Raw genomic sequence first — 21,433 nt, forward strand, 5'->3', positions numbered from 1 at the left:
CCCGGCAGCCGTGGCGTAGAGCGGGTGCCGAAAGCCATCGAATTAGGCTAGAATGCACGGCCTCTAAGCACACCCCTTCCTGAGGCTGTCCCGACGATGTTGATCCTGCGCGGCGCTCCTGCCCTTTCTGCCTTTCGCCACGGTAAATTACTCGAGCAACTGAGCCAGAAAGTCCCCGCTGTTACTGGTTTGTATGCCGAATTTGCCCACTTCGCCGATGTTGATGGCGAACTGACCGCCGACCAGCAGCAGGTGCTGGGCCGTCTGCTCAAGTACGGCCCGAGTGTGCCGGTACAGGAGCCGACCGGTCGCCTGTTCCTGGTCGTGCCGCGCCTGGGCACCATTTCGCCGTGGGCCAGCAAGGCCAGCGACATCGCCCACAACTGCGGCCTGCAGTCGATCCAGCGCCTTGAGCGCGGCATCGCTTACTACGTGGCCGGCACCCTGAGCGATGCTGACGCTGCATTGATCGCCGCCGAGCTGCACGACCGCATGACCCAGCGCGTGCTGGGCCAGCTTGAGCAGGCGGCCGACATGTTCAGCCACGCCCAGCCCAAGCCGATGACCTCGGTCGACATCCTGGCCGGTGGCCGCGACGCCCTGGCCAAGGCCAACATCGACCTGGGCCTGGCCCTGGCCGAAGACGAGATCGACTACCTGGTCAACGCTTTCCAGGGCCTGAAGCGCAACCCGAACGACATCGAACTGATGATGTTCGCCCAGGCCAACTCCGAGCACTGCCGTCACAAGATCTTCAACGCCAGTTGGGACATCGACGGCCAGGCTCAGGAAAAAAGCCTGTTCGGCATGATCAAGAACACCTACCAGATGCACAACGAAGGCGTGCTGTCCGCCTACAAGGACAACGCTTCGGTCATCGTCGGTAACGTGGCCGGCCGCTTCTTCCCGAACCCTGAAACCCGCCAGTACGGTGCGGTGCAGGAGCCGGTGCACATCCTGATGAAGGTGGAAACCCACAACCACCCGACCGCCATCGCCCCGTTCTCTGGTGCCTCCACCGGCTCCGGTGGTGAAATCCGCGACGAAGGTGCTACCGGCCGTGGCGCCAAGCCCAAGGCTGGCCTCACCGGCTTCACCGTGTCCAACCTGCGCATCCCGGGCTTCGAGCAGCCATGGGAGCAGCCTTACGGTAAGCCTGAGCGCATCGTCGACGCCCTCGACATCATGATCGAAGGCCCTCTGGGTGGCGCGGCGTTCAACAACGAATTCGGTCGCCCGGCCCTGACCGGTTACTTCCGTACCTTCGAGCAGGCCATCAACACCCCGCACGGCGAAGAAGTGCGCGGTTACCACAAGCCGATCATGCTCGCCGGTGGTATGGGCAACATCCGTGAAGACCACGTGCAGAAGGGTGAGATCACCGTCGGCGCCAAGCTGATCGTGCTCGGCGGCCCGGCCATGCTGATCGGCCTGGGCGGCGGCGCCGCTTCGTCGGTGGCGACCGGTGCCAGCTCGGCAGACCTGGACTTCGCCTCGGTACAGCGCGAAAACCCTGAAATGGAGCGCCGTTGCCAGGAAGTCATCGACCGCTGCTGGCAGCTGGGCGACGCCAACCCGATCGCCTTCATCCACGACGTTGGCGCCGGCGGTATCTCCAACGCCTTCCCTGAGCTGGTCAACGACGGTGGCCGTGGTGGCCGCTTCGAACTGCGTAACGTGCCCAACGACGAGCCGGGCATGGCCCCGCACGAAATCTGGAGCAACGAATCGCAAGAGCGTTACGTGCTGGCCGTCAGCGCCGTCGATTTCGAGCGCTTCAAGGCCATCTGCGAGCGCGAGCGCTGCCCGTTCGCCGTAGTGGGTGAAGCGACTGAAGAGCAACACCTGACCGTCAGCGACAGCCACTTCGGCAACACCCCGGTGGACATGCCGCTGGACGTGCTGCTGGGCAAGCCCCCACGCATGCACCGTTCGGTTACCCGTGAAGCCGAGCTGGGCGATGACTTCGACCCGAGCAAGCTGGACCTCGACAACGCCGTCCAGCGTGTTCTTAGCCACCCGGCCGTGGCCAGCAAGAGCTTCCTGATCACCATCGGCGACCGCACCATCACCGGCCTGGTTGCCCGCGACCAGATGGTCGGCCCGTGGCAGGTACCGGTGGCCGACTGCGCCGTTACCGCCACCAGCTTCGACGTCTACACCGGTGAAGCCATGGCCATGGGCGAGCGTACTCCGCTGGCGCTGCTGGATGCCCCGGCGTCCGGCCGCATGGCCATCGGCGAAACCCTGACCAACCTGGCCGCTTCGCGCATCGAGAAGCTGTCCGACATCAAACTGTCGGCCAACTGGATGTCCGCCGCCGGCCACCCGGGTGAAGACGCCCGCCTGTACGACACCGTCAAGGCTGTCGGCATGGAGCTGTGCCCGGAGCTGGGTATCACCATTCCGGTCGGCAAAGACTCGATGTCGATGAAGACCAAATGGAGCGATGAGGGCGGCGAGAAGAGCGTTACCTCGCCAATGTCGCTGATCATCACCGGCTTCGCCCCGGTCACCGACATCCGTAAAACCCTGACCCCGCAACTGCGCATGGACAAGGGCGAGACCGACCTGATCCTGATCGACCTGGGCCGTGGTAAGAACCGCATGGGCGCCTCGATCCTGGCCCAGACCTACGGCAAGATCGCTGCCCAGGCACCGGACGTCGACGATGCTGAAGACCTCAAGGCCTTCTTCGCCGTGATCCAGGGCCTGAACGCCGACGGCCACCTGCTGGCCTACCACGACCGTTCCGACGGCGGCCTTGTCACCACCGTGCTGGAAATGGCCTTCGCCGGCCACTGCGGCCTCGACCTGCACCTCGACCCGCTGACCGACAGCAAGGGCGACGTGCCAGCCATCCTCTTCAACGAAGAGCTGGGCGCAGTCATCCAGGTTCGCCAGGATGCCACCCCGGACGTACTCGCACAGTTCAGCGCTGCTGGCCTGGGCGAAGGTTGCGTCGCGGTGATCGGCAAGCCGGTCAACAACGGTGAAGTGTCCATCAGCCTGAACGGCGAAGTGCTGTTCGACGATGACCGCCGCATGCTGCAGCGCCAGTGGGCCGAAACCAGCTACCAGATCCAGCGCCTGCGCGACAACGCCGACTGCGCGGACCAGGAATTCGACCTGTTGCTCGAGGAAGATAACCCGGGCCTGTCGGTGAAGCTGGGCTTCGACGTCAACGACGACATCGCCGCACCGTACATCAAGAAGGGCGTGCGCCCGCAAGTGGCCATCCTGCGCGAGCAGGGTGTCAACGGTCAGGTCGAAATGGCTGCTGCCTTCGACCGCGCCGGTTTTGCCGCCATCGACGTGCACATGAGCGACATCCTCGCTGGCCGTGTCGACTTCGAAGCCTTCAAGGGCCTGGTCGCCTGCGGTGGCTTCTCGTACGGTGACGTACTGGGTGCCGGCGAAGGCTGGGCCAAGTCGGCGCTGTTCAACGCCCGTGCCCGTGACGCCTTCCAGGCCTTCTTCGAGCGTACCGACAGCTTCGCCCTGGGCGTGTGCAACGGTTGCCAGATGATGTCCAACCTGCACGAGCTGATCCCGGGCACCGAGTACTGGCCGCACTTCGTGCGTAACCGCTCGGAGCAGTTCGAAGCGCGTGTGGCCATGGTCGAAGTGCAGAAGTCCAACTCGATCTTCCTGCAGGGCATGGCCGGTTCGCGCATGCCGATCGCCATCGCCCACGGCGAAGGCCACGCCGAGTTCGCCAACGAAGCGGCACTGCTGGAAGCGGACGTTTCCGGTTGCGTGGCCCTGCGCTACGTCGACAACCACGGCAAGGTCACCGAAGCCTATCCAGCCAACCCGAACGGCTCGCCGCGTGGTATCACCGGCCTCACCAGCCGCGACGGCCGCGTGACCATCATGATGCCGCACCCGGAGCGTATGTTCCGCGCCGTGCAGAACTCGTGGCGCCCGGACGAGTGGCAGGAAGATGCCGCGCTGATGCGTATGTTCCGCAACGCACGGGTGTGGGTGAACTAAGGCGTGTACAAGCTCGCCTTCTTCGTCCCCGACAGCCATGTCGAAGTGGTCAAGGCCGCCGTGTTCGCCGCCGGTGGCGGGCGCATCGGTGACTATGACCACTGCGCCTGGCAAACCCTGGGCCAGGGCCAGTTTCGCCCGCTGGACGGCAGCCAGCCGTTCCTCGGGCAAGCCGGCCAGGTCGAGGTGGTGGAAGAGTGGAAGGTGGAGCTGGTGGTGGCTGACGACCTGATATCTCAGGTCGTCGCTGCGCTCAAGCAGAGCCACCCGTACGAGACGCCAGCCTATGAAGCTTGGCGGCTCGCCGAGTTCTAGACCGCATCAAGGCCATTCGCGGGCACGCCCGCGAATAGGCCCTACACGCCAGCCACAATGTCCTTGCCAGGCACCGGCCGCTTCAACCAGCCACAAGCCAGCAACCCCACCTCGAACAATACCCACATCGGCACCGCCAGCATCGTCTGCGAAAATACATCCGGCGGCGTCAATATCATCCCCACCACAAAGCACCCGACAATCACGTAGGGCCTGCTGCGCCGCAACGTGGCCACATCGGCCAACCCCACCCAGACCACGATGAACGTCGCCACCGGGATCTCGAACGCCAGCCCGAACGCCAGGAACAGCGCCAGGATAAAGTCCAGGTACTGGCTGATGTCGGTCATCATCGCCACGCCGTCCGGCGTCACGCTGGCAAAAAAGCCGAACATCATCGGGAACACCAGGAAGAACGCGAAGGCCATGCCGGCATAGAACAGCAGGATGCTCGACACCAGCAACGGCAGGGCAATGCGCCGTTCACGGCGGTACAGCCCCGGCGCCAGAAAGCCCCAAGCCTGGTGCAGCAGCAGCGGCATGGCCACGAACAGCGCACACATCGCGGTCAGTTTGAACGGTGTCAGAAACGGCGAGGTGACGCTGGTAGCGATCATGCTCGCGCCTTCTGGCAAAAAGCGCCGCAGTGGTTCGGAAATGAGCGTGTACAGCGTTTGCGCAAAGGGGAACAGGCCGGCGAACACCAGCGCCACCAACGCAAGGCAACGCACCAGGCGTTTGCGCAGGTCGCGCAGGTGTTCGGTCAACGGCATGCTGGCCGCCGGGTCCATGGCAATACTCATGAGGCGTTTTCCTTGGGCAGGGCGACCGTGGCTGCATCATTGGCCGGCTCCGCGTTCAGGCTTATGCCTTGGCGGATTTCCTGCTCCAGGCGCTGTAATGGGGCGCTGTCGAGGTTCGGCATGTCGATTTCGCGTTCTACCTGCGTGCGCAAGGCGTGCATGGCTCGGCGCGCCTGACCCAGTCCGCGCCCCAGGGTACGCGCCGCCACCGGCAGGCGTTCCGGGCCCAGCACCAGCAACGCGACGATGCCGACCAACAGCAACTCGCTGAAGCCTACCTCGAACATCAGGCCTGACGATCCGCTTGAGGCTGCTGTGTGGCCTGGCCGTTCAGCGGCGCCTGCTGCTGTACCTGAGCCTGGCCAGTGGCATTGACATCGTTGTCACCGCCCATGGACTTGCGAAAACCCTGGATCGCCTCACCCACATCGCTGCCCAGGCCCTTGAGGCGCTTGGTGCCAAACAGCAGGAATACGATCAGCAGTACGATCACCAGTTGCCAGATTCCAATGCCACCCATTGCGACCACTCCTGTAAGGTCATGAAAAGGAAGGCTAATCCTGCCTCGTGTAGATGACGTACACATGACGGACGGGCATTGCCATCTACCTGCAACACACCGCGTGTTGACTGGCGTCTTTATTCTGCGAGCGAGGCACGCACGGATGGGTGGCAGGCAACAGCGGGGGGCGGCCCTGTTGATGGTGATGGTGGTGCTGGCAATGTTGGCGGCGGGTATGGCCTGGCTGGTGGAAGACGGCCGGCGTCAGGTGGATGAAGTGCGCCTGTTGCACCAGCGGGTGCAAGCGCGGGCCATGGAGCAGGCCGGCCTGGCGTACGCCGAGCAAGCCCTGCGCGACCCCGCCTGGCGGCTTAGCCCATTGTTCTGGCAGGCCCTGCGTGGGCAGCCGTTGAACTATGACTTTGGCGCTGGCCAGGCGCAGTTGCGGGTGCGCGACCAGCACACCTGCTTCAACGTCAATGCGCTGCTAGGTGCTGATGGCGAGCGAGCCGAGCGTCAGTTGCGCTATTTGCTAGGCGACGACATGGCGGCTGAGCGGCTGGTCGATGCGCTGGCCGACTGGCTCGACGCCGATAGCGATACCCGCCTGCAAGGCGCCGAAAGCGCCCAGTACCTGCGTCAGCAGCCACCACGCCTGGCGGCCAACCAGCCGATGCTCGACACCAGCGAGCTGAACCTGCTGCTGGAGCCGGACGCCAGTCGGCAGGGCCGCTATCCGATGTTGTGTGCCTTGCCGCAGGTTACCGGTTGGCGCCTGAACGCCAATGCGCTTGGGCTGGAGCATTTGCCGCTGCTGGAGGCGTTGTACGAAGGGCGCTATTCGCGCTCGTTGCTCAGCCGCATCATCAGCGGGCGGCCGGCGTCGGGGTATGTGGATGCAGGTGCCTTGCGTCAGGCGTTGGGGGCGGTGGATGACGAAACGTTCGAACGGCTGAGCGAAGGGTTGCTGCTCAACAGCGGGTATTTCCTGTTGCAGTTGTCGTTCGAGGAAGAGGGGCGGGCGATACGCAGCGAATTCCAGGTGGAGGCGTTGGGGGTGGTGCAATGGCATGCCCGGGTGCCGGCGCAGCAGGTGCGGGTGCGCAGCCGCGAGCCGATGGCTTGGTAGTGCTTGAGATTGCCGGGGCTGCTGTGCCGCGAAAGGGCCGCAAAGCGGCCCCCGTGCACAGGTCGATCAGGCAGTCCCGATCTCCCCGCCATCAATACGCTGAATCACCACCGTCGAAGCCCGCGGCCGTACCGTAGTCCCAGCCGGCGTAGCGTCGGTCGCCTTGTCGGTATATGGCCAGTTCCCCGGGTGCTGAATGTTCACGAACAGCGTCTTGTTGTCCGGCGTAAAGGTAATCCCGGTCACCTCACATTCATTCGGCCCAACGAAGAAGCGGCGCAGGTCCACCTGGTTCTGCGCGTTCACCGGCACCTGCTTGCCGCTGGCGTCTACCAGGTCGGTGGGGATCACTGCCAGCAGCTGGTCGTTGGTGTAATCAGTGAGGGTGCTTTCACCGTTGTCAGTCTCGAACCACAGCACGCCACGGCTATCGAAGCTCATGCCGTCGGGGCTGGCGAACTGGTTCAGTTCGGTCAGGCCGGAACGGTTGATATCGGCAGTACCGGCCGCGTTGGCGCCGAACACGAAGATGTCCCAGGTGAAGCTCAGCTGGTCGTCGCTGTCGTGCCAGCGAATGATGTGGCCATGGCGGTTCGGGCCGCGCGGGTTGGCTGCATCGACCTTTTCCGGGGTGCGCGCGCTGTTGTTGGTCAGGGTCAGGTAAACATCGCCGTTCAGCGGGTTGACCGTGGTCCATTCCGGGCGGTCCATCGGCGTTGCGCCCACGGCATCGCCGGCGCCACGGGTGTTGAGGATGATGCCTGGCAAGTCACCATACAGCGCACCCAGGGTGCTGCCGTTAGTGGTAGCGGTGTTCACATCCAGCAGCAGCCATACGCCGGTGCCGTCGGCATTGAAGCGGGCCACGTAGAGCTTGCCCTGGTCAAGGTACTTGGCACCGGTGGCCAGACGGTCGGCCGGGTTGGCGTCGGCGGCGTCCCACACGGCGGTGGACACCCACTTGTACAGGTACTCGTTGTTCGAGTCGTCACCCATGTACCACACCAGCGGCTTGCCGGCGACCGGCAGGCCTGGGGCGCAGCCCTCGTGGCGGAAGCGGCCCAGTGCGGTGCGCTTGGTGGCCAGGGTGCTGCTGTTGTACGGGTCGATTTCGACGATGTAGCCGTAGGTGCTGGCTTCGTTGCGGTAGTCGTCGGTGGCGCTGGCGCCTTTGACGGTGACGTCGAAACGGGCGAACTCGTCGGCCACCTCGGTGCTGTCACCGGCAGCGGTTTCCCACTTGTACTGGCCGCTGGAGGTGCCCACGCCAATGCGGCGCTGGTCTTCGGGGCGGGTACCCTTGTTGACGAAGATACCTGGCCAGTTCTCTTCACAGGTCAGGTAGGTGCCCCACGGGGTGTAGCCGTTGCCGCAGTTGTTGTTGGTGCCACGGCAATGGGTGCCGGCGGTGGAGTACTTGGTCTTGACGTGGTCGGTGCCACGCAGCGGGCCGGTGATTTCCATGCGCGAGGCGGTGGTGAAGCGGCGGTTCAGCGGGTCGTTGTCGACCACCTGCCAGCGTCCGCTGACTTTCTGCAGGCGCACCACGCCAGCCCCGTGGGCGTTGATTTCCTTGCGCACTTCTTCGACCGGGCGCTTGCCGTTCACGTCGGTGGTGGGGCCGGCCGGGTGCAGGGCGGCGGTGTCGATGTATTCGAAGTTGATCGCCAGCAAGCCGTCTTCCGAGCTGCCGTTGATGGGGAAGAAGTGCATGCCGTCATGGTGCATGCCCATGGCATTGGCCTGATCGGTCGAGGTGTTGCTGCCGTCGGACTTCCACGGGTTGCCATTGCTGTTAATTGGCGTACCCCAAGGCGCCAGCACATAGGCGCTGTAGCCGGCGGCCACCACGCAGGCGTCGGTGCGCGAGCCCGGGATGGACTGGAAGCCCAGCGCCAGTTTCGGGACCTCTGGTTCGGTAACAGGCGGCTCGGTCACCGGTGGCTCGGTGACCGGATCATCGTGATCGGAACCACCACCGTCGAAACAGCCTGTCAGGCCGGTACCGGCGATCATGGCGATGGCGGCGCCCAGGCTGCCGCGCATCACGCTGCGGCGGCTGAGGTAGGCGTCCATGACGTTGGCCATCGGCAGGTTGCCGCTTTGGTTCCGGTCCAGGTTGTCGCCGGTATCTCGACTCATCAGGGTGTCCTTATGTTGGCTGAGTTAGAGGAAACCGCGACTTTAGTGCGCAAATATGATGATTCATTGGCAGAAATGTTAACGGCGTTTTAAAACGGCCCGCTCTTAGAACATTCGCTGACAGATCAATTTGGAATGACTGTCGGAATTCTGCCATCAAACTGTAATGCCAACGCCGCAACATCCGGAGCCCTGAATGAACATGGATAAGGATGGCGGGTTCGATGGCAAGCAGCATGCACAGGCGCGAAGTGATCAGCTGGATGGGTGTCGGGGCCATGGCCCCGCTGCTCGGCGCCTGTTCTGCTTTCCCGGCACAACAGGGCGGTAACGCCCACCTCGACCTGCTGTACGTGGCCGATACCCTCGATGCCCGCCAACCCGGCCAGGCGGTGGTGCCGGCGACTCGCCTGGGGCCGGTCAGCCATCTGGGCCGCGCGCCTTGGATGACCGGCAGCAGCGCCAGCCTGGCCTACCCGCAACTGGCGCCGTTGCTCGATGCCAGCCAGGCGAGTGCAGCCCAGCTGGGCGGTTTTGCCGTGCTGGCGGCGCTGCTGGAACAGCTGCGGGGGGAGGCCGGTGCAGGTAACAGCCTGACCCTGGAAAACGGCCAGGGCTGGAATGGCAGTGGCCTGGCCTACCTGACTCAAGGCGAGAGCGGCGTTCAAGGCAGCCAGTTGCTGGGCAGTGAGGTGCGTGTCAGCAGCGATGAACGCGTGCTGTGGCCGCAGCGTAGCCATGGGCTGTATCGCCAGGCTAGCGCCATTACCTTGGGCGCCGGGCTGGCGGACGCGCAACGTCAGGCACTGGGGCTGGAGGCCTTGCACGTCTTCGAGCGCGGCGGTGCTCGCATTGCCGTGGTCGGCGTGACCGACCCTTACGCCCAGGACCAGAAAGCCTCCCTGAAACTGTGGTACCAATCATTACAACCCGTGTTCGAGCAAGCCCGGCGCGAAGCCGACCTGGTGGTGGCCATGGCCGACGTCGGCACAGGCCCTGGCTTGTGGCTGGCCGAGCGGGTGCCGCAAATCGACGTGTTGTTGTGCGCCCGTGGCCAGGACCTGTGGCCGGCGCCGGTCGAGGTCACCCAGGCCAGTGGCCGGCGCGTGCCGGTGTTGTTCGCCGGCTGTCGGGGCAGCGGCGCCTTCCGCCTGCGTTGTCAGCGAATGGCTGGCGCATGGCAATTCGATGGGCGTTTCTTCCCGGCGTTCGAACAGCAACTGTCACCCGCCGCGCAACTGCGGGTGGGGCAGCTGCAGGCTACCTTGCGCCAGCAACGCGCCGGCCATGCGGCCTGGCTAGACCAACCGCTGGCCCGTGCGCCACAGGCTTTGTGGCGCCGCGACACCCGTGGCGGCAGTTGGGACCGCTTGCTGCATCAAGCGTTGGCCGATGACAGCAGCATGCCCGTGCTGCTGCCGGGCCTGCGCTATGACTACCCGCTGCCCGCGGGTGCCCCCATTACCCGCGAACACCTGATCAGCCTGACCGGTGGCTACCCGGCCCCGGTGGTCGAAGCGCCGGCCCGGCAGGTGGAGCAAGTACTGGAGAACGCCGCAGAGCAACTGTTCGGCGACCCGCTACTGCTGGACAACAGCCAAGACCTGCCACGCTGGCAGAGCCAGGCCTGGGGGGTCAGCTACAGCCCGCAAGGCAAGCGCATCACCGGGCTGGAGTCGGTGCAGGGCCTGTGCCGCACTTTTGGCCTGCAGTTTCAAAGCCAGGCGGGCGAGCCCCTGTGGCAGCGGGTTGAAGCCTGGCTCGCCCGTCAGGCACCCGGCTGGCAACTAGTGCCGTTGCAATGGCCAGACGTGCGCTATGTGCAGGGGCACCCGGGCTGGCACCCACGGCAGTTGGCTTCGTGACGTTCGCTTCGCGCCTGCTCTCGGGCGCAGGCCTGACCTTGGCAGGCTGGCTGGCCGCCCAGTGCGTGCTGCAACTGAGCCGCCAGCCACAACCGGCGACAGCACCTGCGGTGGCTGTCGGTCCGTTGCCTGGGCTGATGGTCGGTCACTGGCAGGCGCCCATCGACGACGGTGCAATCGCCATTACCCGCCTGCCACTGCAATACCTCGGGGGCCTGAAGGCTGAGCCATTGGCCTCCAGCGTGGTGGTGCTGCGCTACGGCGAGCAAGTACGCACGCTGGCGCGTGGCCAACGCCTGGCGCCGGGGATCGTGCTGCAGGACATCGACAGTGATGGCCTGATTTTCAACAACCAGGGGCGGCGCGAACGCCTGCCCTGGCCGCCACGCCCCGCCGTGACCGGCTTCAAGCGGCAAGGATGAACGATGCCTGTTAGATACTGCGTGGCTGCTGCGTTGAGCCTGGTGCTGTCCTTGGCCTGCGCCGAAGAGCCGGTGTTCGATGACAACGGTACGCCAATGTACGAGGTGAACTTCGTCGACACCGAACTGGGCGAGTTCATCGACAGCGTGTCGCGTATCACCGGCACGACGTTCATCGTCGACCCCCGGGTAAAGGGTAAGGTCACTGTGCGCACCGTCGACCTGCACGACGCCGATGCCATCTACGACATCTTCCTCGCGCAGTTGCGCGCCCAAGGCTATGCCACTGTCGACCTGCCCAACGGCAGCGTGAAGATCGTCCCCGACCAGGCCGCGCGCCTGGAGCCGGTGCCGGTGGAGGCGGGCGGGCAGCAGGGTGAAGGCAGCGACAGCGTGGCCACCCGTGTATTCAATGTGCGCAACGCCGCCAACGAACAGGTGCTGGGTATCCTCAAACCCCTGATCGACCCGCGCGTTGGGGTGATCACCCCGTACCCGGCAGCGCACCAGTTGGTGGTCACCGACTGGCGCAGTAACCTCGACCGCATCGCCAGCCTGCTGCGCCAGCTCGACCGCCCGCAAGAGGCGCCTGGCAATGGCAGCACCCAGGTGATCTACCTGCGCCATGCCAATGCCGGTGAAGTGGTCAAGGTGTTACGCGGACTCAGCCAGGAAGGTGTGGTGCCGGCTGAAGAGGCGGGTGAAGGTGAGGGTAAGGACAGGCCCGCGGTGGCTACCAGTGGTGGCCCGGGCATTCGCCTTGAATACGAAGAAGGCACCAACGCTGTGGTCATGGTCGGCCCAGACAGCGAGCTGGCCGCCTACCGCGCCATCGTCGAGCAGCTGGACATTCGCCGTGCCCAAGTGGTGGTGGAAGCGATCATTGCCGAGGTGTCCGATAGCAGCGCCCAGGAGCTGGGCGTGCAATGGCTGTTTGCCGACGAAAAGTTCGGCGCCGGCATCGTCAACTTCGGCAGCAACGGGGTGAACATCGCCAACATCGCCGGGGCGGCTGCCAGTGGCGACAACGAGGCGCTTGGCGACCTGCTGTCCGCCACTACCGGCGCCACGGCGGGCATCGGCCATTTCGGCGGCGGGTTCAACTTCGCCATGTTGGTCAATGCGCTAAAGGGCAAGAGTGGTTTCAACCTGCTGTCCACACCTACTTTGCTGACCCTGGACAACGCCGAGGCCTCCATCCTGGTCGGCCAGGAGGTGCCCTTTGTCACCGGTTCGGTCACACAGAACAACGCCAATCCGTACCAGACCATCGAACGTAAAGAGGTCGGGGTGAAGCTGCGTATCAAGCCGCAGATCAACGTCGACAATAGCGTGCGCCTGGACATTGTCCAGGAGGTGTCATCGATCGCCGAGTCCAGCGCGGCCAGCGATGTGATCACCAACAAGCGCGAGATCAAGACCAAGGTCATGGTCGAGGACAACGGCCTGGTGATCCTCGGCGGCCTGATCAGCGACGAACTGAGCACCAGCAACCAGCGCGTGCCGCTGCTCGGTGACATCCCTTACCTGGGCCGGCTGTTCCGTTCCGACGCCACCAAGAACACCAAGCAGAACCTGATGGTGTTCATCCGCCCGCGCATCTTGCGGGACGGGCCAAGCCTGGCCGGGCTTAGCGAAGACAAGTACCGCACCTTGCAGCAGACCACGCCGCTGCAACTGCCGGACCTGGCCGAGGGCACCCCTTTGTTGCAGGTATTCCCCGCCAGCCGCGCGCGCCTGGAAGGCGGTGACTGGTGATGCTGCCTTACCGCCAGGCACGGCAAAGCGGGGTGGCCATGGCCCCGGCGGCCGAGGGCTGGCAGCTGTGGCTCCGGCGCGATGCCGACAGCGCCCAGTTGCAGGAGCTGCTGCGTGTACATGGCCAGCCCAGTGCGCTGGAATATCTGGAACCGGCCGTGTTCGACGAGCGCCTGGGCCAGTTGTATGAGGTGGGTGATGCCGCCACTGAAGCGCTGATCGAAGGCATTGGTGACCAGGTCGACCTGGACAGCCTGATGAGCGAGATGCCGCGTATCGAAGACCTGCTGGAAAGCGATGACGAAGCCCCGGTCATCCGTCTTATCAATGGCCTGTTTGGCCAGGCGCTGCGCCTGCGCGCCTCGGACATCCATATCGAAACCTTCGAGCAGAGCCTGGTGGTGCGCCTGCGGGTCGATGGGCACCTGCGTGAAGTGTTGCGCCCACCGCGAGCGCTGTCGGCCATGCTGGTGTCGCGGATCAAGGTCATGGCGCGCCTGGACATCGCCGAAAAGCGCCAGCCCCAGGACGGCCGTATCACCTTGCGTGCAGCAGGCCGTGAAGTGGATGTACGGGTTTCGACCTTGCCCGGCATTCATGGCGAGCGGGTGGTCATGCGCGTGCTCGACAAGCAGGCCAGCCTGCTGGCGCTGGATAACCTGGGCATGCCGCCCGCCGTGTTACAGGGCCTGCGCAGTTGCCTGGCGCGTCCCAACGGCATCGTGCTGTCCACTGGCCCGACCGGCTCGGGCAAGACCACCACCCTGTACGCCAGCCTCAATAGCCTCAACGATGGCAGCCGCAATATCCTCACGGTCGAGGACCCCGTCGAATACGCCATTGCCGGCATTGGCCAGACAGCCATCAACCCGCGTGCCGGGCTGACGTTTGCCAGTGGCCTGCGCGCCATCCTGCGCCAGGACCCGGACGTGATCATGCTCGGTGAAATCCGCGACCAGGAAACCGCGCAGATCGCGGTTCAGGCCAGCCTCACCGGCCATCTGGTGCTGTCCACCCTGCACACCAACAGCGCCGTGGGGGCGGTAACCCGTCTGCGCGACATGGGCATCGAGCCGTTCCTGATCGCCTCGTGCCTGCGTGGTGTGCTGGCCCAGCGCCTGGTACGGCGCTTGTGCCGTTGCGCCGTGTCGTACCCGCTGCAACCTGCCGAGCGTGAGCTGTGGCCAGAACTGGCGGCACTGGGCAGCAGCTACCACGCGGTGGGCTGCGAACAGTGCCAGGGCAGCGGTTATGTCGGGCGCCTGGGCCTGTACGAATTCATCGAGCTGGATGCCGGGTTGATTGGTCTGCTCTACGACGGCGCCAGTGAACTGGCCATGCAGGATTACCTGGCTGAGCGTCGCCAGAGCCTGGTGGCGATGGCCAGTGATTGCCTGGCCCGTGGCGAGACCAGCCTGGCCGAAGTGCTGCGTGTGGTGCAGGGTTAAGGCATGCCGACGTATCGCTACCAGGCCGTCGACCTCGCCGGCAAAGCGCACAAAGCCAGCCTGCAAGCCGACAGCGAGCGCCATGCACGCCAGTTGTTGCGCGAGCAGGGCCTGTTCGCCCGACAGTTGCAGCGCCAGGAAGCCGGAGCCCGGCAAGCCAGGCGCCAGCGTTTAAGCCGCGCCCAGCTCTGTGAACTGACCCGCCAGCTGGCGACCCTTATCGGGGCTGGCATCCCCTTGGTCGATGCGCTGGGTACCCTTGAACGCCAACTGCGCCAGCCCGCCCTGCACAGTGTGCTGGTGGCCCTGCGTGGATCGCTCGCCGAAGGCCTGGGCCTGGCCCGCAGCCTGGCGCGCCAGGGGGCGCCGTTCACGGGTTTGTATTGCGCACTGGTCGAGGCCGGCGAGCGTTCCGGGCGCCTGGCACAGGTGCTTACACGTTTGGCCGACCACCTGGAGCAGGTACAGCGCCAGCAGCACAAAGCCCGTACTGCGCTGATCTACCCCACCGTATTGATGGGTGTGTCACTTGCCGTGGTCGTCGGCCTGATGACCTTCGTCGTGCCCAAACTCACCGAACAATTCGCCCACGCGGGGCAAAGCCTGCCGCTGATCACCTCGCTGCTGATCGGCCTGAGCCAGGGGCTGGTACACGCCGGGCCGTGGTTGTTGGGGGTAGCGTTGATGCTTGGCGTGCTCGGCGGCTGGTTGCTGCGCAAGCCGCATTGGTGCCTGCGCCGCGACCAGTTGCTGCTGCGCCTGCCGCGCATCGGCAGCCTGCTGCAGGTGCTGGAAAGCGCCCGCCTGGCGCGCAGCCTGGCGATTCTCAGTGGCAGTGGCGTGGCCCTGCTCGAAGCCTTGCAAGTAGCCACCGAAACCGTCGGCAACCGGCGCATCCGGCTGGCTATGGAGCAGGTGCGCCAGCAAGTGCAGGGCGGCACCAGCCTGCACCGAGCGCTGGATGCCAGCCAGCAATTCCCGCCGCTACTGGTGAACATGGTCGGCAGCGGCGAGGCCAGCGGCACCCTGGCCGACATGCTCGAACGCGTGGCCGACGACCAGGAGCGCGGCTTTGCCCGCCTGGTGGATACCGCCATGGCGCTGTTCGAACCCCTGATGATCCTGGTGATGGGCGCCGTGGTGCTGTTCATCGTGCTGGCGGTGCTGCTGCCGATCATGCAACTCAACCAGGGCCTGCAACTGTGACGACAAGGAGTTTTGCCATGCTGCATCGACGCAACCGCCAGCGCGGTTTCACCCTCATGGAAATCATGGTGGTGATCTTCATCATCGGCCTGCTGATCGCTGTGGTCGCGCCCAGTGTGCTGGGCAACCAGGACAAGGCCATGAAACAGAAAGTGATGGCCGACCTGGCCACCCTGGAGCAGGCGCTGGACATGTACCGGTTGGATAACCTGCGTTTCCCCAGCAGCGAGCAGGGCCTGGCCGCTCTGGTGAAAAAGCCGAGCCAGGAACCACTGCCACGGGCCTGGCGCAGCGACGGTTATGTGCGCCGCCTGCCGGAAGACCCGTGGGGCACTCCGTACCAGTACCGCATGCCCGGTGAACATGGTCGGGTGGATGTTTACTCGCTGGGCGCGGACGGCCTGCCCGGGGGGGAAGGCCAGGATGCCGACCTGGGTAACTGGGAACTGTAAAGGTGCGCCGTCAGCGGGGCTTCAGCCTGATCGAATTGCTGGTGGTGCTGGCAATCGCCGGCCTGATGACGGGCCTGGCGGTGGCGGGGCTTGGCAGCGGTCAAGCCAATGTCGACCAGGCGTTGCAGCGCCTGGCGGCCGAAACCCGAGCGCAGGCCGCGTTGGCCCGACATACCGGGCAACTGCGCGGGCTGCGCTGGAATGGCCCGCGTCCGGAGTTTGTGCGGCGCGAGGGCAATGCCTGGGTCGTCGAAGCCGTTGCGGTGGGCGACTGGCCCAAGGGCCTGCACCCGGACTGGCCCGCCAGCCCGCAGCCGCGCCTGGTGTTCACGCCGCATGGCTGGGCACAGCCAGGCAGCGTGATCTGGCGCTGGGCCGATGGCAGCCAGCAATGGGCCTGGGGCCGCGATGGTCGCTTGCAGGTGGCGCCATGAAGCAACGTCAGCGTGGCTTCACCTTGCTGGAGGTGACCGTAGCCTTGGCGATCGCTGCTGTGCTGGCGGTGATCACCAGCCAGGTCCTGCGTCAGCGCCTGGCCGTGCAGGACAACCTTCAGCAGCATCGCCTTGGCCTGCTGTGCGCGCGTGAGCTGCAAACCCGCTTCGCTGTCGAGCAGTTCTGGCCTGCCGCCAATCAGGCTAACGGCGAGCTGAGCCAGGGCGGCCAGCCGTGCCATTGGCAATTGCAACTGCGCCGCACCGGCGTGCGCGACCTGCGCCGGGGCGAGCTGCAACTGTTCGCCGACCGTGACCAGCGCCTGCCGCTGGGCCAGTACACCGTGTTTCTGGAGCGCCCATGAAGCGCCGCCAGGCTGGCTTGACCCTGATCGAGCTGATGGTCGCCCTGGCCCTGACAGCCTTGCTCGGCATCATGCTCGCCGCTTTGGTCAACGGCTGGCTCAAGGTCCGCGAACGCCTTCAGGTCACCAGCCAGCAAACCTCGGTGCTGGACTTTTGCCTGGCCTTGGAGCGTCGCTTCGACAGCCCGGTGCTGCGCCGGGTCTATGACCAGCGCCTGCCCTTGGCCAGCCGCTGGCTGGACTGGCAACCGGCAAGCCACCAATTGCAATGGGTCGCCGCCACCGGCCTGCCAGAGGCCGAGGGCGGCTCGCGCCTGCAGCGCCAACGCTTGCGCTTTGAGGCCCGCGATCAACGCCTGCTGCTGGAAAGCTCGGCCGACTTGTACGCGGCCGCTGCCCCGCGCTGGATACAACGCGAGCACCTCGACCGGGTCAGCGTGATGAATGTCCTTTATTACCAGGGCGGCCGCTGGCTGACCTGGCCTTCTGACCAGCCCGCGCATCCCGGCCGTGGTGTGCGCCTGGAATTGCAGCGTGATGGAGCACCCTATGTCTGCACTTTCGCCCTCCCGTGGGGGCGCTCATGAAATTTGAATGGCGGCGACGAACGTCGGCTCAGCCGTGGTTGTTGCTGCGCCCCGGCGTTGTCTGGCACTGGGCACTGATCGACGGCGGCGTCGTGCAGCGCCAAGGGCAGGGTGAGCCACCGGCGAACCTGCAAGCCCGGGTTGCACTGATTCTGCCTGCCGAGGCGTGCAGCTGCTTCCGCGTACCGGCTCCACCGGGGCTCAAGCGTGAAGAGTGGTCGTTGCTGCTTGAGGACTGCTTGCTGCAACCGCCGGACGAAGTGGCCTGTGCCTGCCTGGCCCGAGAACCCGGGTACCTTCGTCTGCTGGTTGTGGCACGCCAGAAACTGGAGGGCTGGCGTGGGCAGTGTGCCGCATGGGGCCTGCAAGTGGAGCGTTGCTGGGCAGAGCTGCAGTTGCTACCTGCGGTAGAAGCAGGCACTGCCTGGCACTGGCAGCGCCCACCCGGCATGTCCTTGTACAAAGGGTTGGGCGAAGACGAACAGGAACACTGGCTGGCGTGGCCGGATGCACTGGAAGAAATGCCGCAGCAACCTTGGGCACACCTGCAAAAGGTGCCACTGAGTGGCGACTGGCCAAGTGCGCTGGCGCCCCTCGCTTCGCTGCCTGGCTTGTTCGAGCGTGGCCGCAAGGCACCTTCATTGCCTGCCGTTTCGCGTCCGCAGCAACGGCTGTTGGCTGCTTGCCTGGTACTGGCGGCTGTATGGAGCAGCCTGTGGTTGAGCCAGCAATGGCGCCAGGCGCAACTCTGGCGCGCCCAGGTCATTGCCGTGACAGGCGAACAGGCCAGCCCACAGCATGCCGCTCAGGCCCTCAAACGCCTGCGTGAAAGTGGGTTGCAACAGCAAGTGCGCACACGCCAGCTCGAAGACTTGCAGGCAACGTTGCAGGCGTGGCTGCGGGATCACCCCGGCTGGCGCCTGCAAGCCGTGCGCTTCGATGGCCAGCGCTGGCGCGTGCGGTTGGCGGGCGAGGGGGCCGCGCCACCTTGGCAAGACATGGCCAGCGCAGCGGGCGCCGCCGTGCAGGTGCTGAGTGGCGAAGTGATCTTCGACTTGGGAGCAGCCGTATGAGCCGCGACTGGATGCAACGTCATCGGTTGAAGTTCGCCTGGTTGTTGATTGCCGTGTTGCTGGCCTTCCTGGCCCTGCGCGGTGGCTTGGCGCAATGGCGCGAACTCAGTCAGTGGCAAGGGTTGGCTGAACAAGCCGCCAGTTTGCAGGGTGGCCCTGACTTGAGCATGGAGCGTTTGAAGCAGTCGGCCAAGGCGCGGCGGGTGGCGCTGGCCGAGGTTGATGAACAAGGCAAAACCTGGCACCTGCGCGGGCAGGTGGCCGATGAGCGGGCGCTGCAAGACTGGTTGCAGGCCCTGCGCACCGAAGGCGTACAGCCGCTGCAATGGGGGCTGGAGCAGGATGGCAAGGTGTTGCGCTTCGATCTGGTGGTGCAGCCATGAGCCGTAAAGCTGCGGCGTGGGTGCTGCTCGTGTTCGCCGTGACACTGCTGGTGGAGCCACCTGCTAGCTGGGTGGCGCGCGGGCTCGGCCTGCCAATGCAGGATGCCCGTGGCAGCCTGTGGCAAGGTCACGCACAACAGTTGGGGCCAGTCGGGCCATTGCGTTGGTCGGTGGCGCCTTGGCGCATGCAGGCCACTGCGCAGCTGGGGTTCCAAGGGCAAGCCTGGCAGCTGCGTGCCGAAGGCTGGCCTTGGCGTTGGCGGCTGGAAGCAGCGGCCATGGGGCCTCAGGCTACGGTGGCGGCTGATTACCGCCTGGCCGGGCAGTGGCAGGGCGCAGTGCAGCTGAGCGGGGTAGGGCGCCGGTGCCTGACCAGCGAAGGCCGCGTAACAGTGAGTGATCTGGCACTGAGCGAACCCTGGTCGCTGGGCCTGGGGCAGGGCTGGCTGGAAATGGACTGCCGCAGTGGCTGGCGCCTGCGTGGCAAACTGGCGCAGCAGGGGCAGCATCAGTTGGCCGTGGATGCTGACCTGCCAGGTCGTCGGGCGCAGCTGGTATTCGAGTTGCAACCGGAGGCTGCTTTGACGCCCTTGTTGCGGGGGGCGCAGTGGCTGGGGCCGCAGGCGTTGGCAGGTCAACGCGACTTGCGCTGGTAAACCTGTCGAAGCGGGTACTTGCTTGTAGGGCTAAGGCCGAATCTCGATCAACGTCCCATCCCGCACCAGGTCCCACACTTCCTGCATGTCACGGTTACGCATGGCAATGCAGCCATCGGTCCAGTCCAGGGTATGGAAGTACCATTCCGGGTATTCGTCGTTGATCGGCGTGCCGTGGATCATGATCATGCTGCCGGCACTCACCCCTTCGCGGGTGGCACGGGCGGCGTCGCTGACGTTCGGGTAATTGATGTGCATGGCCAGGTTGAAGCGGTCGCTTTGCTTGCGCCAGTCCAGCCAGTACAGGCCTTCGGGGGTTTTTTTGTCGCCTTCTCGCTCTTTGGCGCCCTTGGGCTGCTTGCCCAGGGAAATGCGGTAGGTTTTCAGCGGCTCGCCACGGCTGATCAGCTGCAGGCGGCGCTCGGACTTGATCACCAGCACCTTGTCGATCAGCGGTTGCATGGCCTGCTGCGAAGGCGAAGGCGTTTGCGCTGCCGGTACGGGCTTGCGGATGATGGTCTCGGTGAAGGCCGCCTGGGACACCGAGGTAACGCAAAGGCAGAAAAGGGCAAGCAACCAACGCATGTAACGGTATCCCTGAAGGCTTTTCTATGTAGAGGTCGTGGTCGAGACGTTCATCGGCGGCAGGTACTCATGGCCAATGGGGTAGTGATGCCCGATGCGGTCGCGATAGTAGCATTCTAGTGTGCGCGTGACGGTGCGAAAAGCCAGCTCGCCCCACGGTACCTCATGTTCTTCGAACAAGCGCACCTCCAGGCTTTCGACACCCACATCAAAGGCAAGGTCCGCCAGCTCGGCGCGGAAGAACACGTGCACCTGGTTGATGTGCGGCAAATCGAACAGTTGGTACAGGCTCATCGACCCGACCCGGGCGCAGGCTTCCTCGACCGTTTCGCGACGGGCGGCCTGGTCGAGGGTTTCGCCGTTCTCCATGAAGCCGGCGGGCAAGGTCCAATAGCCCCGGCGGGGCTCGATGGCGCGCCGGCACAGCAGCACCTGGCTGCCCCAGGTTGGCAACACGCCAGCAACGATGTTGGGGTTCTGGTAGTGGATGGTCTGGCAAGACTCGCAGACATACCGCAGGCGGCTGTCGCCTTCGGGGATCTGCTGTATGACCGGCTGGCCGCACGCGCTGCAGAATTTCATGTGTAGGTCCTTTTGCTTGGGGCTATCTTGGCGCGCCGGCAAGGCCGCCGCAAGCGCAGGGGCTTGGGTGCTTCGCGGCTTTGGTGCATCATGCAAGGCAGGCCTTGGATACGAGTGTGCGCAATGCTGGACGAGCTACTTCGCCGAATGAGCAACCACCAACCCGCATCATTGGAAACCGACCGGCGGTTCCCTGAAGCGGCGGTTCTTTTGCCCATTACCCGCAGCGAAGCGCCCGAACTGGTCCTTACCTTGCGCGCCAAGGGCCTGTCCACACATGGTGGCGAAGTGGCCTTTCCCGGTGGCCGTCGCGACCCGGAAGACCCGGACCTGGTGTTCACCGCGCTCCGTGAAGCCGAAGAAGAAATCGGCCTGCCGCCGGGGCTGGTGGAAGTGATCGGCCCGCTCAGCCCGCTGATTTCGCTGCATGGCCTTAAAGTGACGCCATTCGTCGGGGTTATTCCCGACTTCGTCGAATACCGCGCCAACGACGCCGAAATCGCGGCAGTATTCACCGTGCCGCTGGAATTCTTCCGCCAGGACCCGCGCGACCATACCCACCGTATCGATTACCAGGGGCGCAGCTGGTATGTGCCCAGCTACCGTTATGGCGAATACAAGATCTGGGGGTTGTCGGCGATCATGATCGTGGAACTGGTCAACGTGTTGTTCGATGCCGGCATCAGCCTGCACCACCCCCCTGAGCGTTACATCGAAAACTGAGCGGGGC

At 64.9% G+C, this 21,433-nt stretch carries 22 protein-coding genes; 16 read left to right on the forward strand and 6 right to left on the reverse strand.

Features of this window, described 5'->3' with window-relative positions:
* Window positions 1-96 precede the first annotated feature (96 nt).
* Entirely contained in the window at window positions 97-3,996 is a 3,900-nt protein-coding gene (gene purL / locus PM2_RS01570) for a phosphoribosylformylglycinamidine synthase (protein ID WP_016713029.1), read from the forward strand.
* 3 nt (window positions 3,997-3,999) lie between these two features.
* Window positions 4,000-4,311: a YqfO family protein gene (locus PM2_RS01575; RefSeq protein WP_016713028.1), complete on the forward strand. Its 312-nt coding sequence runs from the start codon at window positions 4,000-4,002 to the stop codon at window positions 4,309-4,311.
* A gap of 41 nt (window positions 4,312-4,352) precedes the next feature.
* On the opposite strand, the gene tatC is transcribed toward PM2_RS01575, so the two are convergent.
* From tatC to tatA, 3 genes are read right to left on the reverse strand one after another with little or no spacing between them, the layout of a single operon-like run.
* A complete protein-coding gene (gene tatC, locus PM2_RS01580; protein WP_016713027.1) occupies window positions 4,353-5,114 on the reverse strand; it encodes a twin-arginine translocase subunit TatC in 762 nt (253 codons plus the stop codon).
* Window positions 5,111-5,401 carry a Sec-independent protein translocase protein TatB gene (gene tatB, locus PM2_RS01585; RefSeq protein ID WP_028698967.1) on the reverse strand — a complete coding sequence of 97 codons (291 nt, stop codon included), beginning with the start codon at window positions 5,399-5,401 and terminating at the stop codon, window positions 5,111-5,113. Before tatB ends, tatC begins: the two co-directional genes overlap by 4 nt.
* The gene (tatA, locus tag PM2_RS01590) at window positions 5,401-5,634 is read right to left on the reverse strand and encodes a twin-arginine translocase TatA/TatE family subunit (protein WP_016713025.1); all 234 of its coding nucleotides are present in this window, start codon (window positions 5,632-5,634) and stop codon (window positions 5,401-5,403) included. The genes tatB and tatA overlap by 1 nt, the downstream gene beginning before the upstream one ends.
* A gap of 145 nt (window positions 5,635-5,779) precedes the next feature.
* Between tatA and gspK the strand changes: the two genes are divergently transcribed.
* Window positions 5,780-6,745 carry a type II secretion system minor pseudopilin GspK gene (gspK, locus tag PM2_RS01595; RefSeq protein WP_016713024.1) on the forward strand — a complete coding sequence of 322 codons (966 nt, stop codon included), beginning with the start codon at window positions 5,780-5,782 and terminating at the stop codon, window positions 6,743-6,745.
* A 66-nt stretch (window positions 6,746-6,811) separates the two neighbouring features.
* Here gspK and PM2_RS01600 read toward each other — a convergent pair whose 3' ends face one another.
* The gene (locus PM2_RS01600; protein WP_016713023.1) at window positions 6,812-8,887 is read right to left on the reverse strand and encodes a PhoX family protein; all 2,076 of its coding nucleotides are present in this window, start codon (window positions 8,885-8,887) and stop codon (window positions 6,812-6,814) included.
* A gap of 224 nt (window positions 8,888-9,111) precedes the next feature.
* Here PM2_RS01600 and PM2_RS01605 point away from each other — a divergent pair, with 224 nt between their 5' ends.
* Genes PM2_RS01605 through PM2_RS01660 form a run of 12 tightly spaced genes read left to right on the forward strand, consistent with a single transcriptional unit; the run spans window position 9,112 to window position 19,536 of the window.
* Window positions 9,112-10,752: a bifunctional UDP-sugar hydrolase/5'-nucleotidase gene (locus PM2_RS01605; protein WP_028698968.1), complete on the forward strand. Its 1,641-nt coding sequence runs from the start codon at window positions 9,112-9,114 to the stop codon at window positions 10,750-10,752.
* A complete protein-coding gene (locus tag PM2_RS01610) occupies window positions 10,749-11,174 on the forward strand; it encodes a pilus assembly protein PilZ (RefSeq protein WP_016713021.1) in 426 nt (141 codons plus the stop codon). Before PM2_RS01605 ends, PM2_RS01610 begins: the two co-directional genes overlap by 4 nt.
* Before the next feature lie 3 nt (window positions 11,175-11,177).
* On the forward strand, window positions 11,178-12,932 hold the full coding sequence (gene gspD, locus PM2_RS01615) for a type II secretion system secretin GspD (protein WP_174442267.1): 1,755 nt from the start codon (window positions 11,178-11,180) through the stop codon (window positions 12,930-12,932).
* Window positions 12,932-14,380 carry a GspE/PulE family protein gene (locus tag PM2_RS01620; RefSeq protein WP_016713019.1) on the forward strand — a complete coding sequence of 483 codons (1,449 nt, stop codon included), beginning with the start codon at window positions 12,932-12,934 and terminating at the stop codon, window positions 14,378-14,380. The genes gspD and PM2_RS01620 overlap by 1 nt, the downstream gene beginning before the upstream one ends.
* A 3-nt stretch (window positions 14,381-14,383) precedes the next feature.
* The gene (gene gspF, locus PM2_RS01625) at window positions 14,384-15,586 is read left to right on the forward strand and encodes a type II secretion system inner membrane protein GspF (protein WP_028698969.1); all 1,203 of its coding nucleotides are present in this window, start codon (window positions 14,384-14,386) and stop codon (window positions 15,584-15,586) included.
* 17 nt (window positions 15,587-15,603) lie between these two features.
* Window positions 15,604-16,038 (forward strand): type II secretion system major pseudopilin GspG, encoded by a 435-nt coding sequence (gene gspG / locus PM2_RS01630; protein WP_016713017.1) that lies wholly within the window; start codon window positions 15,604-15,606, stop codon window positions 16,036-16,038.
* Window positions 16,039-16,040: 2 nt separating this feature from the next.
* On the forward strand, window positions 16,041-16,472 hold the full coding sequence (gspH, locus tag PM2_RS01635; RefSeq protein WP_016713016.1) for a type II secretion system minor pseudopilin GspH: 432 nt from the start codon (window positions 16,041-16,043) through the stop codon (window positions 16,470-16,472).
* Window positions 16,469-16,837 carry a type II secretion system protein GspI gene (locus tag PM2_RS01640; protein WP_016713015.1) on the forward strand — a complete coding sequence of 123 codons (369 nt, stop codon included), beginning with the start codon at window positions 16,469-16,471 and terminating at the stop codon, window positions 16,835-16,837. The genes gspH and PM2_RS01640 overlap by 4 nt, the downstream gene beginning before the upstream one ends.
* A complete protein-coding gene (locus tag PM2_RS01645) occupies window positions 16,834-17,424 on the forward strand; it encodes a prepilin-type N-terminal cleavage/methylation domain-containing protein (RefSeq protein WP_016713014.1) in 591 nt (196 codons plus the stop codon). Before PM2_RS01640 ends, PM2_RS01645 begins: the two co-directional genes overlap by 4 nt.
* Window positions 17,421-18,497 (forward strand): type II secretion system protein GspL, encoded by a 1,077-nt coding sequence (gene gspL, locus PM2_RS01650; protein ID WP_028698970.1) that lies wholly within the window; start codon window positions 17,421-17,423, stop codon window positions 18,495-18,497. The genes PM2_RS01645 and gspL overlap by 4 nt, the downstream gene beginning before the upstream one ends.
* The gene (gene gspM / locus PM2_RS01655; protein ID WP_016713012.1) at window positions 18,494-18,880 is read left to right on the forward strand and encodes a type II secretion system protein GspM; all 387 of its coding nucleotides are present in this window, start codon (window positions 18,494-18,496) and stop codon (window positions 18,878-18,880) included. The genes gspL and gspM overlap by 4 nt, the downstream gene beginning before the upstream one ends.
* On the forward strand, window positions 18,877-19,536 hold the full coding sequence (locus PM2_RS01660; protein WP_028698971.1) for a general secretion pathway protein GspN: 660 nt from the start codon (window positions 18,877-18,879) through the stop codon (window positions 19,534-19,536). The genes gspM and PM2_RS01660 overlap by 4 nt, the downstream gene beginning before the upstream one ends.
* Window positions 19,537-19,566: 30 nt before the next feature.
* On the opposite strand, the gene PM2_RS01665 is transcribed toward PM2_RS01660, so the two are convergent.
* Both PM2_RS01665 and PM2_RS01670 read right to left on the reverse strand, forming a co-directional pair.
* Window positions 19,567-20,121 (reverse strand): L,D-transpeptidase family protein, encoded by a 555-nt coding sequence (locus PM2_RS01665; RefSeq protein ID WP_016713010.1) that lies wholly within the window; start codon window positions 20,119-20,121, stop codon window positions 19,567-19,569.
* Between the two features lie 24 nt (window positions 20,122-20,145).
* The gene (locus tag PM2_RS01670) at window positions 20,146-20,703 is read right to left on the reverse strand and encodes an NUDIX hydrolase (protein WP_028698972.1); all 558 of its coding nucleotides are present in this window, start codon (window positions 20,701-20,703) and stop codon (window positions 20,146-20,148) included.
* Window positions 20,704-20,826: 123 nt separating this feature from the next.
* Here PM2_RS01670 and PM2_RS01675 point away from each other — a divergent pair, with 123 nt between their 5' ends.
* On the forward strand, window positions 20,827-21,426 hold the full coding sequence (locus PM2_RS01675; RefSeq protein WP_016713008.1) for a CoA pyrophosphatase: 600 nt from the start codon (window positions 20,827-20,829) through the stop codon (window positions 21,424-21,426).
* The last annotated feature ends 7 nt before the right edge of the window (window positions 21,427-21,433 follow it).

This window comes from Pseudomonas monteilii NBRC 103158 = DSM 14164 (genome assembly GCF_000730605.1).
Taxonomy (GTDB): domain Bacteria; phylum Pseudomonadota; class Gammaproteobacteria; order Pseudomonadales; family Pseudomonadaceae; genus Aquipseudomonas; species Aquipseudomonas monteilii.

Excerpts from the sequence above, each read along its gene's own strand:
- purL (WP_016713029.1), top strand. The coding sequence starts at position 97 with ATGTTGATCCTGCGCGGCGCTCCTGCCCTTTCTGCCTTTCGCCACGGT.
- tatC (WP_016713027.1), bottom strand. The coding sequence starts at position 5,114 with ATGAGTATTGCCATGGACCCGGCGGCCAGCATGCCGTTGACCGAACAC.
- tatB (WP_028698967.1), bottom strand. The coding sequence starts at position 5,401 with ATGTTCGAGGTAGGCTTCAGCGAGTTGCTGTTGGTCGGCATCGTCGCG.
- tatA (WP_016713025.1), bottom strand. The coding sequence starts at position 5,634 with ATGGGTGGCATTGGAATCTGGCAACTGGTGATCGTACTGCTGATCGTA.
- gspK (WP_016713024.1), top strand. The coding sequence starts at position 5,780 with ATGGGTGGCAGGCAACAGCGGGGGGCGGCCCTGTTGATGGTGATGGTG.
- PM2_RS01600 (WP_016713023.1), bottom strand. The coding sequence starts at position 8,887 with ATGAGTCGAGATACCGGCGACAACCTGGACCGGAACCAAAGCGGCAAC.
- PM2_RS01605 (WP_028698968.1), top strand. The coding sequence starts at position 9,112 with ATGGCAAGCAGCATGCACAGGCGCGAAGTGATCAGCTGGATGGGTGTC.
- gspD (WP_174442267.1), top strand. The coding sequence starts at position 11,178 with ATGCCTGTTAGATACTGCGTGGCTGCTGCGTTGAGCCTGGTGCTGTCC.
- PM2_RS01620 (WP_016713019.1), top strand. The coding sequence starts at position 12,932 with ATGCTGCCTTACCGCCAGGCACGGCAAAGCGGGGTGGCCATGGCCCCG.
- gspF (WP_028698969.1), top strand. The coding sequence starts at position 14,384 with ATGCCGACGTATCGCTACCAGGCCGTCGACCTCGCCGGCAAAGCGCAC.
- gspG (WP_016713017.1), top strand. The coding sequence starts at position 15,604 with ATGCTGCATCGACGCAACCGCCAGCGCGGTTTCACCCTCATGGAAATC.
- PM2_RS01640 (WP_016713015.1), top strand. The coding sequence starts at position 16,469 with ATGAAGCAACGTCAGCGTGGCTTCACCTTGCTGGAGGTGACCGTAGCC.
- PM2_RS01645 (WP_016713014.1), top strand. The coding sequence starts at position 16,834 with ATGAAGCGCCGCCAGGCTGGCTTGACCCTGATCGAGCTGATGGTCGCC.
- gspL (WP_028698970.1), top strand. The coding sequence starts at position 17,421 with ATGAAATTTGAATGGCGGCGACGAACGTCGGCTCAGCCGTGGTTGTTG.
- gspM (WP_016713012.1), top strand. The coding sequence starts at position 18,494 with ATGAGCCGCGACTGGATGCAACGTCATCGGTTGAAGTTCGCCTGGTTG.
- PM2_RS01660 (WP_028698971.1), top strand. The coding sequence starts at position 18,877 with ATGAGCCGTAAAGCTGCGGCGTGGGTGCTGCTCGTGTTCGCCGTGACA.
- PM2_RS01665 (WP_016713010.1), bottom strand. The coding sequence starts at position 20,121 with ATGCGTTGGTTGCTTGCCCTTTTCTGCCTTTGCGTTACCTCGGTGTCC.
- PM2_RS01670 (WP_028698972.1), bottom strand. The coding sequence starts at position 20,703 with ATGAAATTCTGCAGCGCGTGCGGCCAGCCGGTCATACAGCAGATCCCC.
- PM2_RS01675 (WP_016713008.1), top strand. The coding sequence starts at position 20,827 with ATGCTGGACGAGCTACTTCGCCGAATGAGCAACCACCAACCCGCATCA.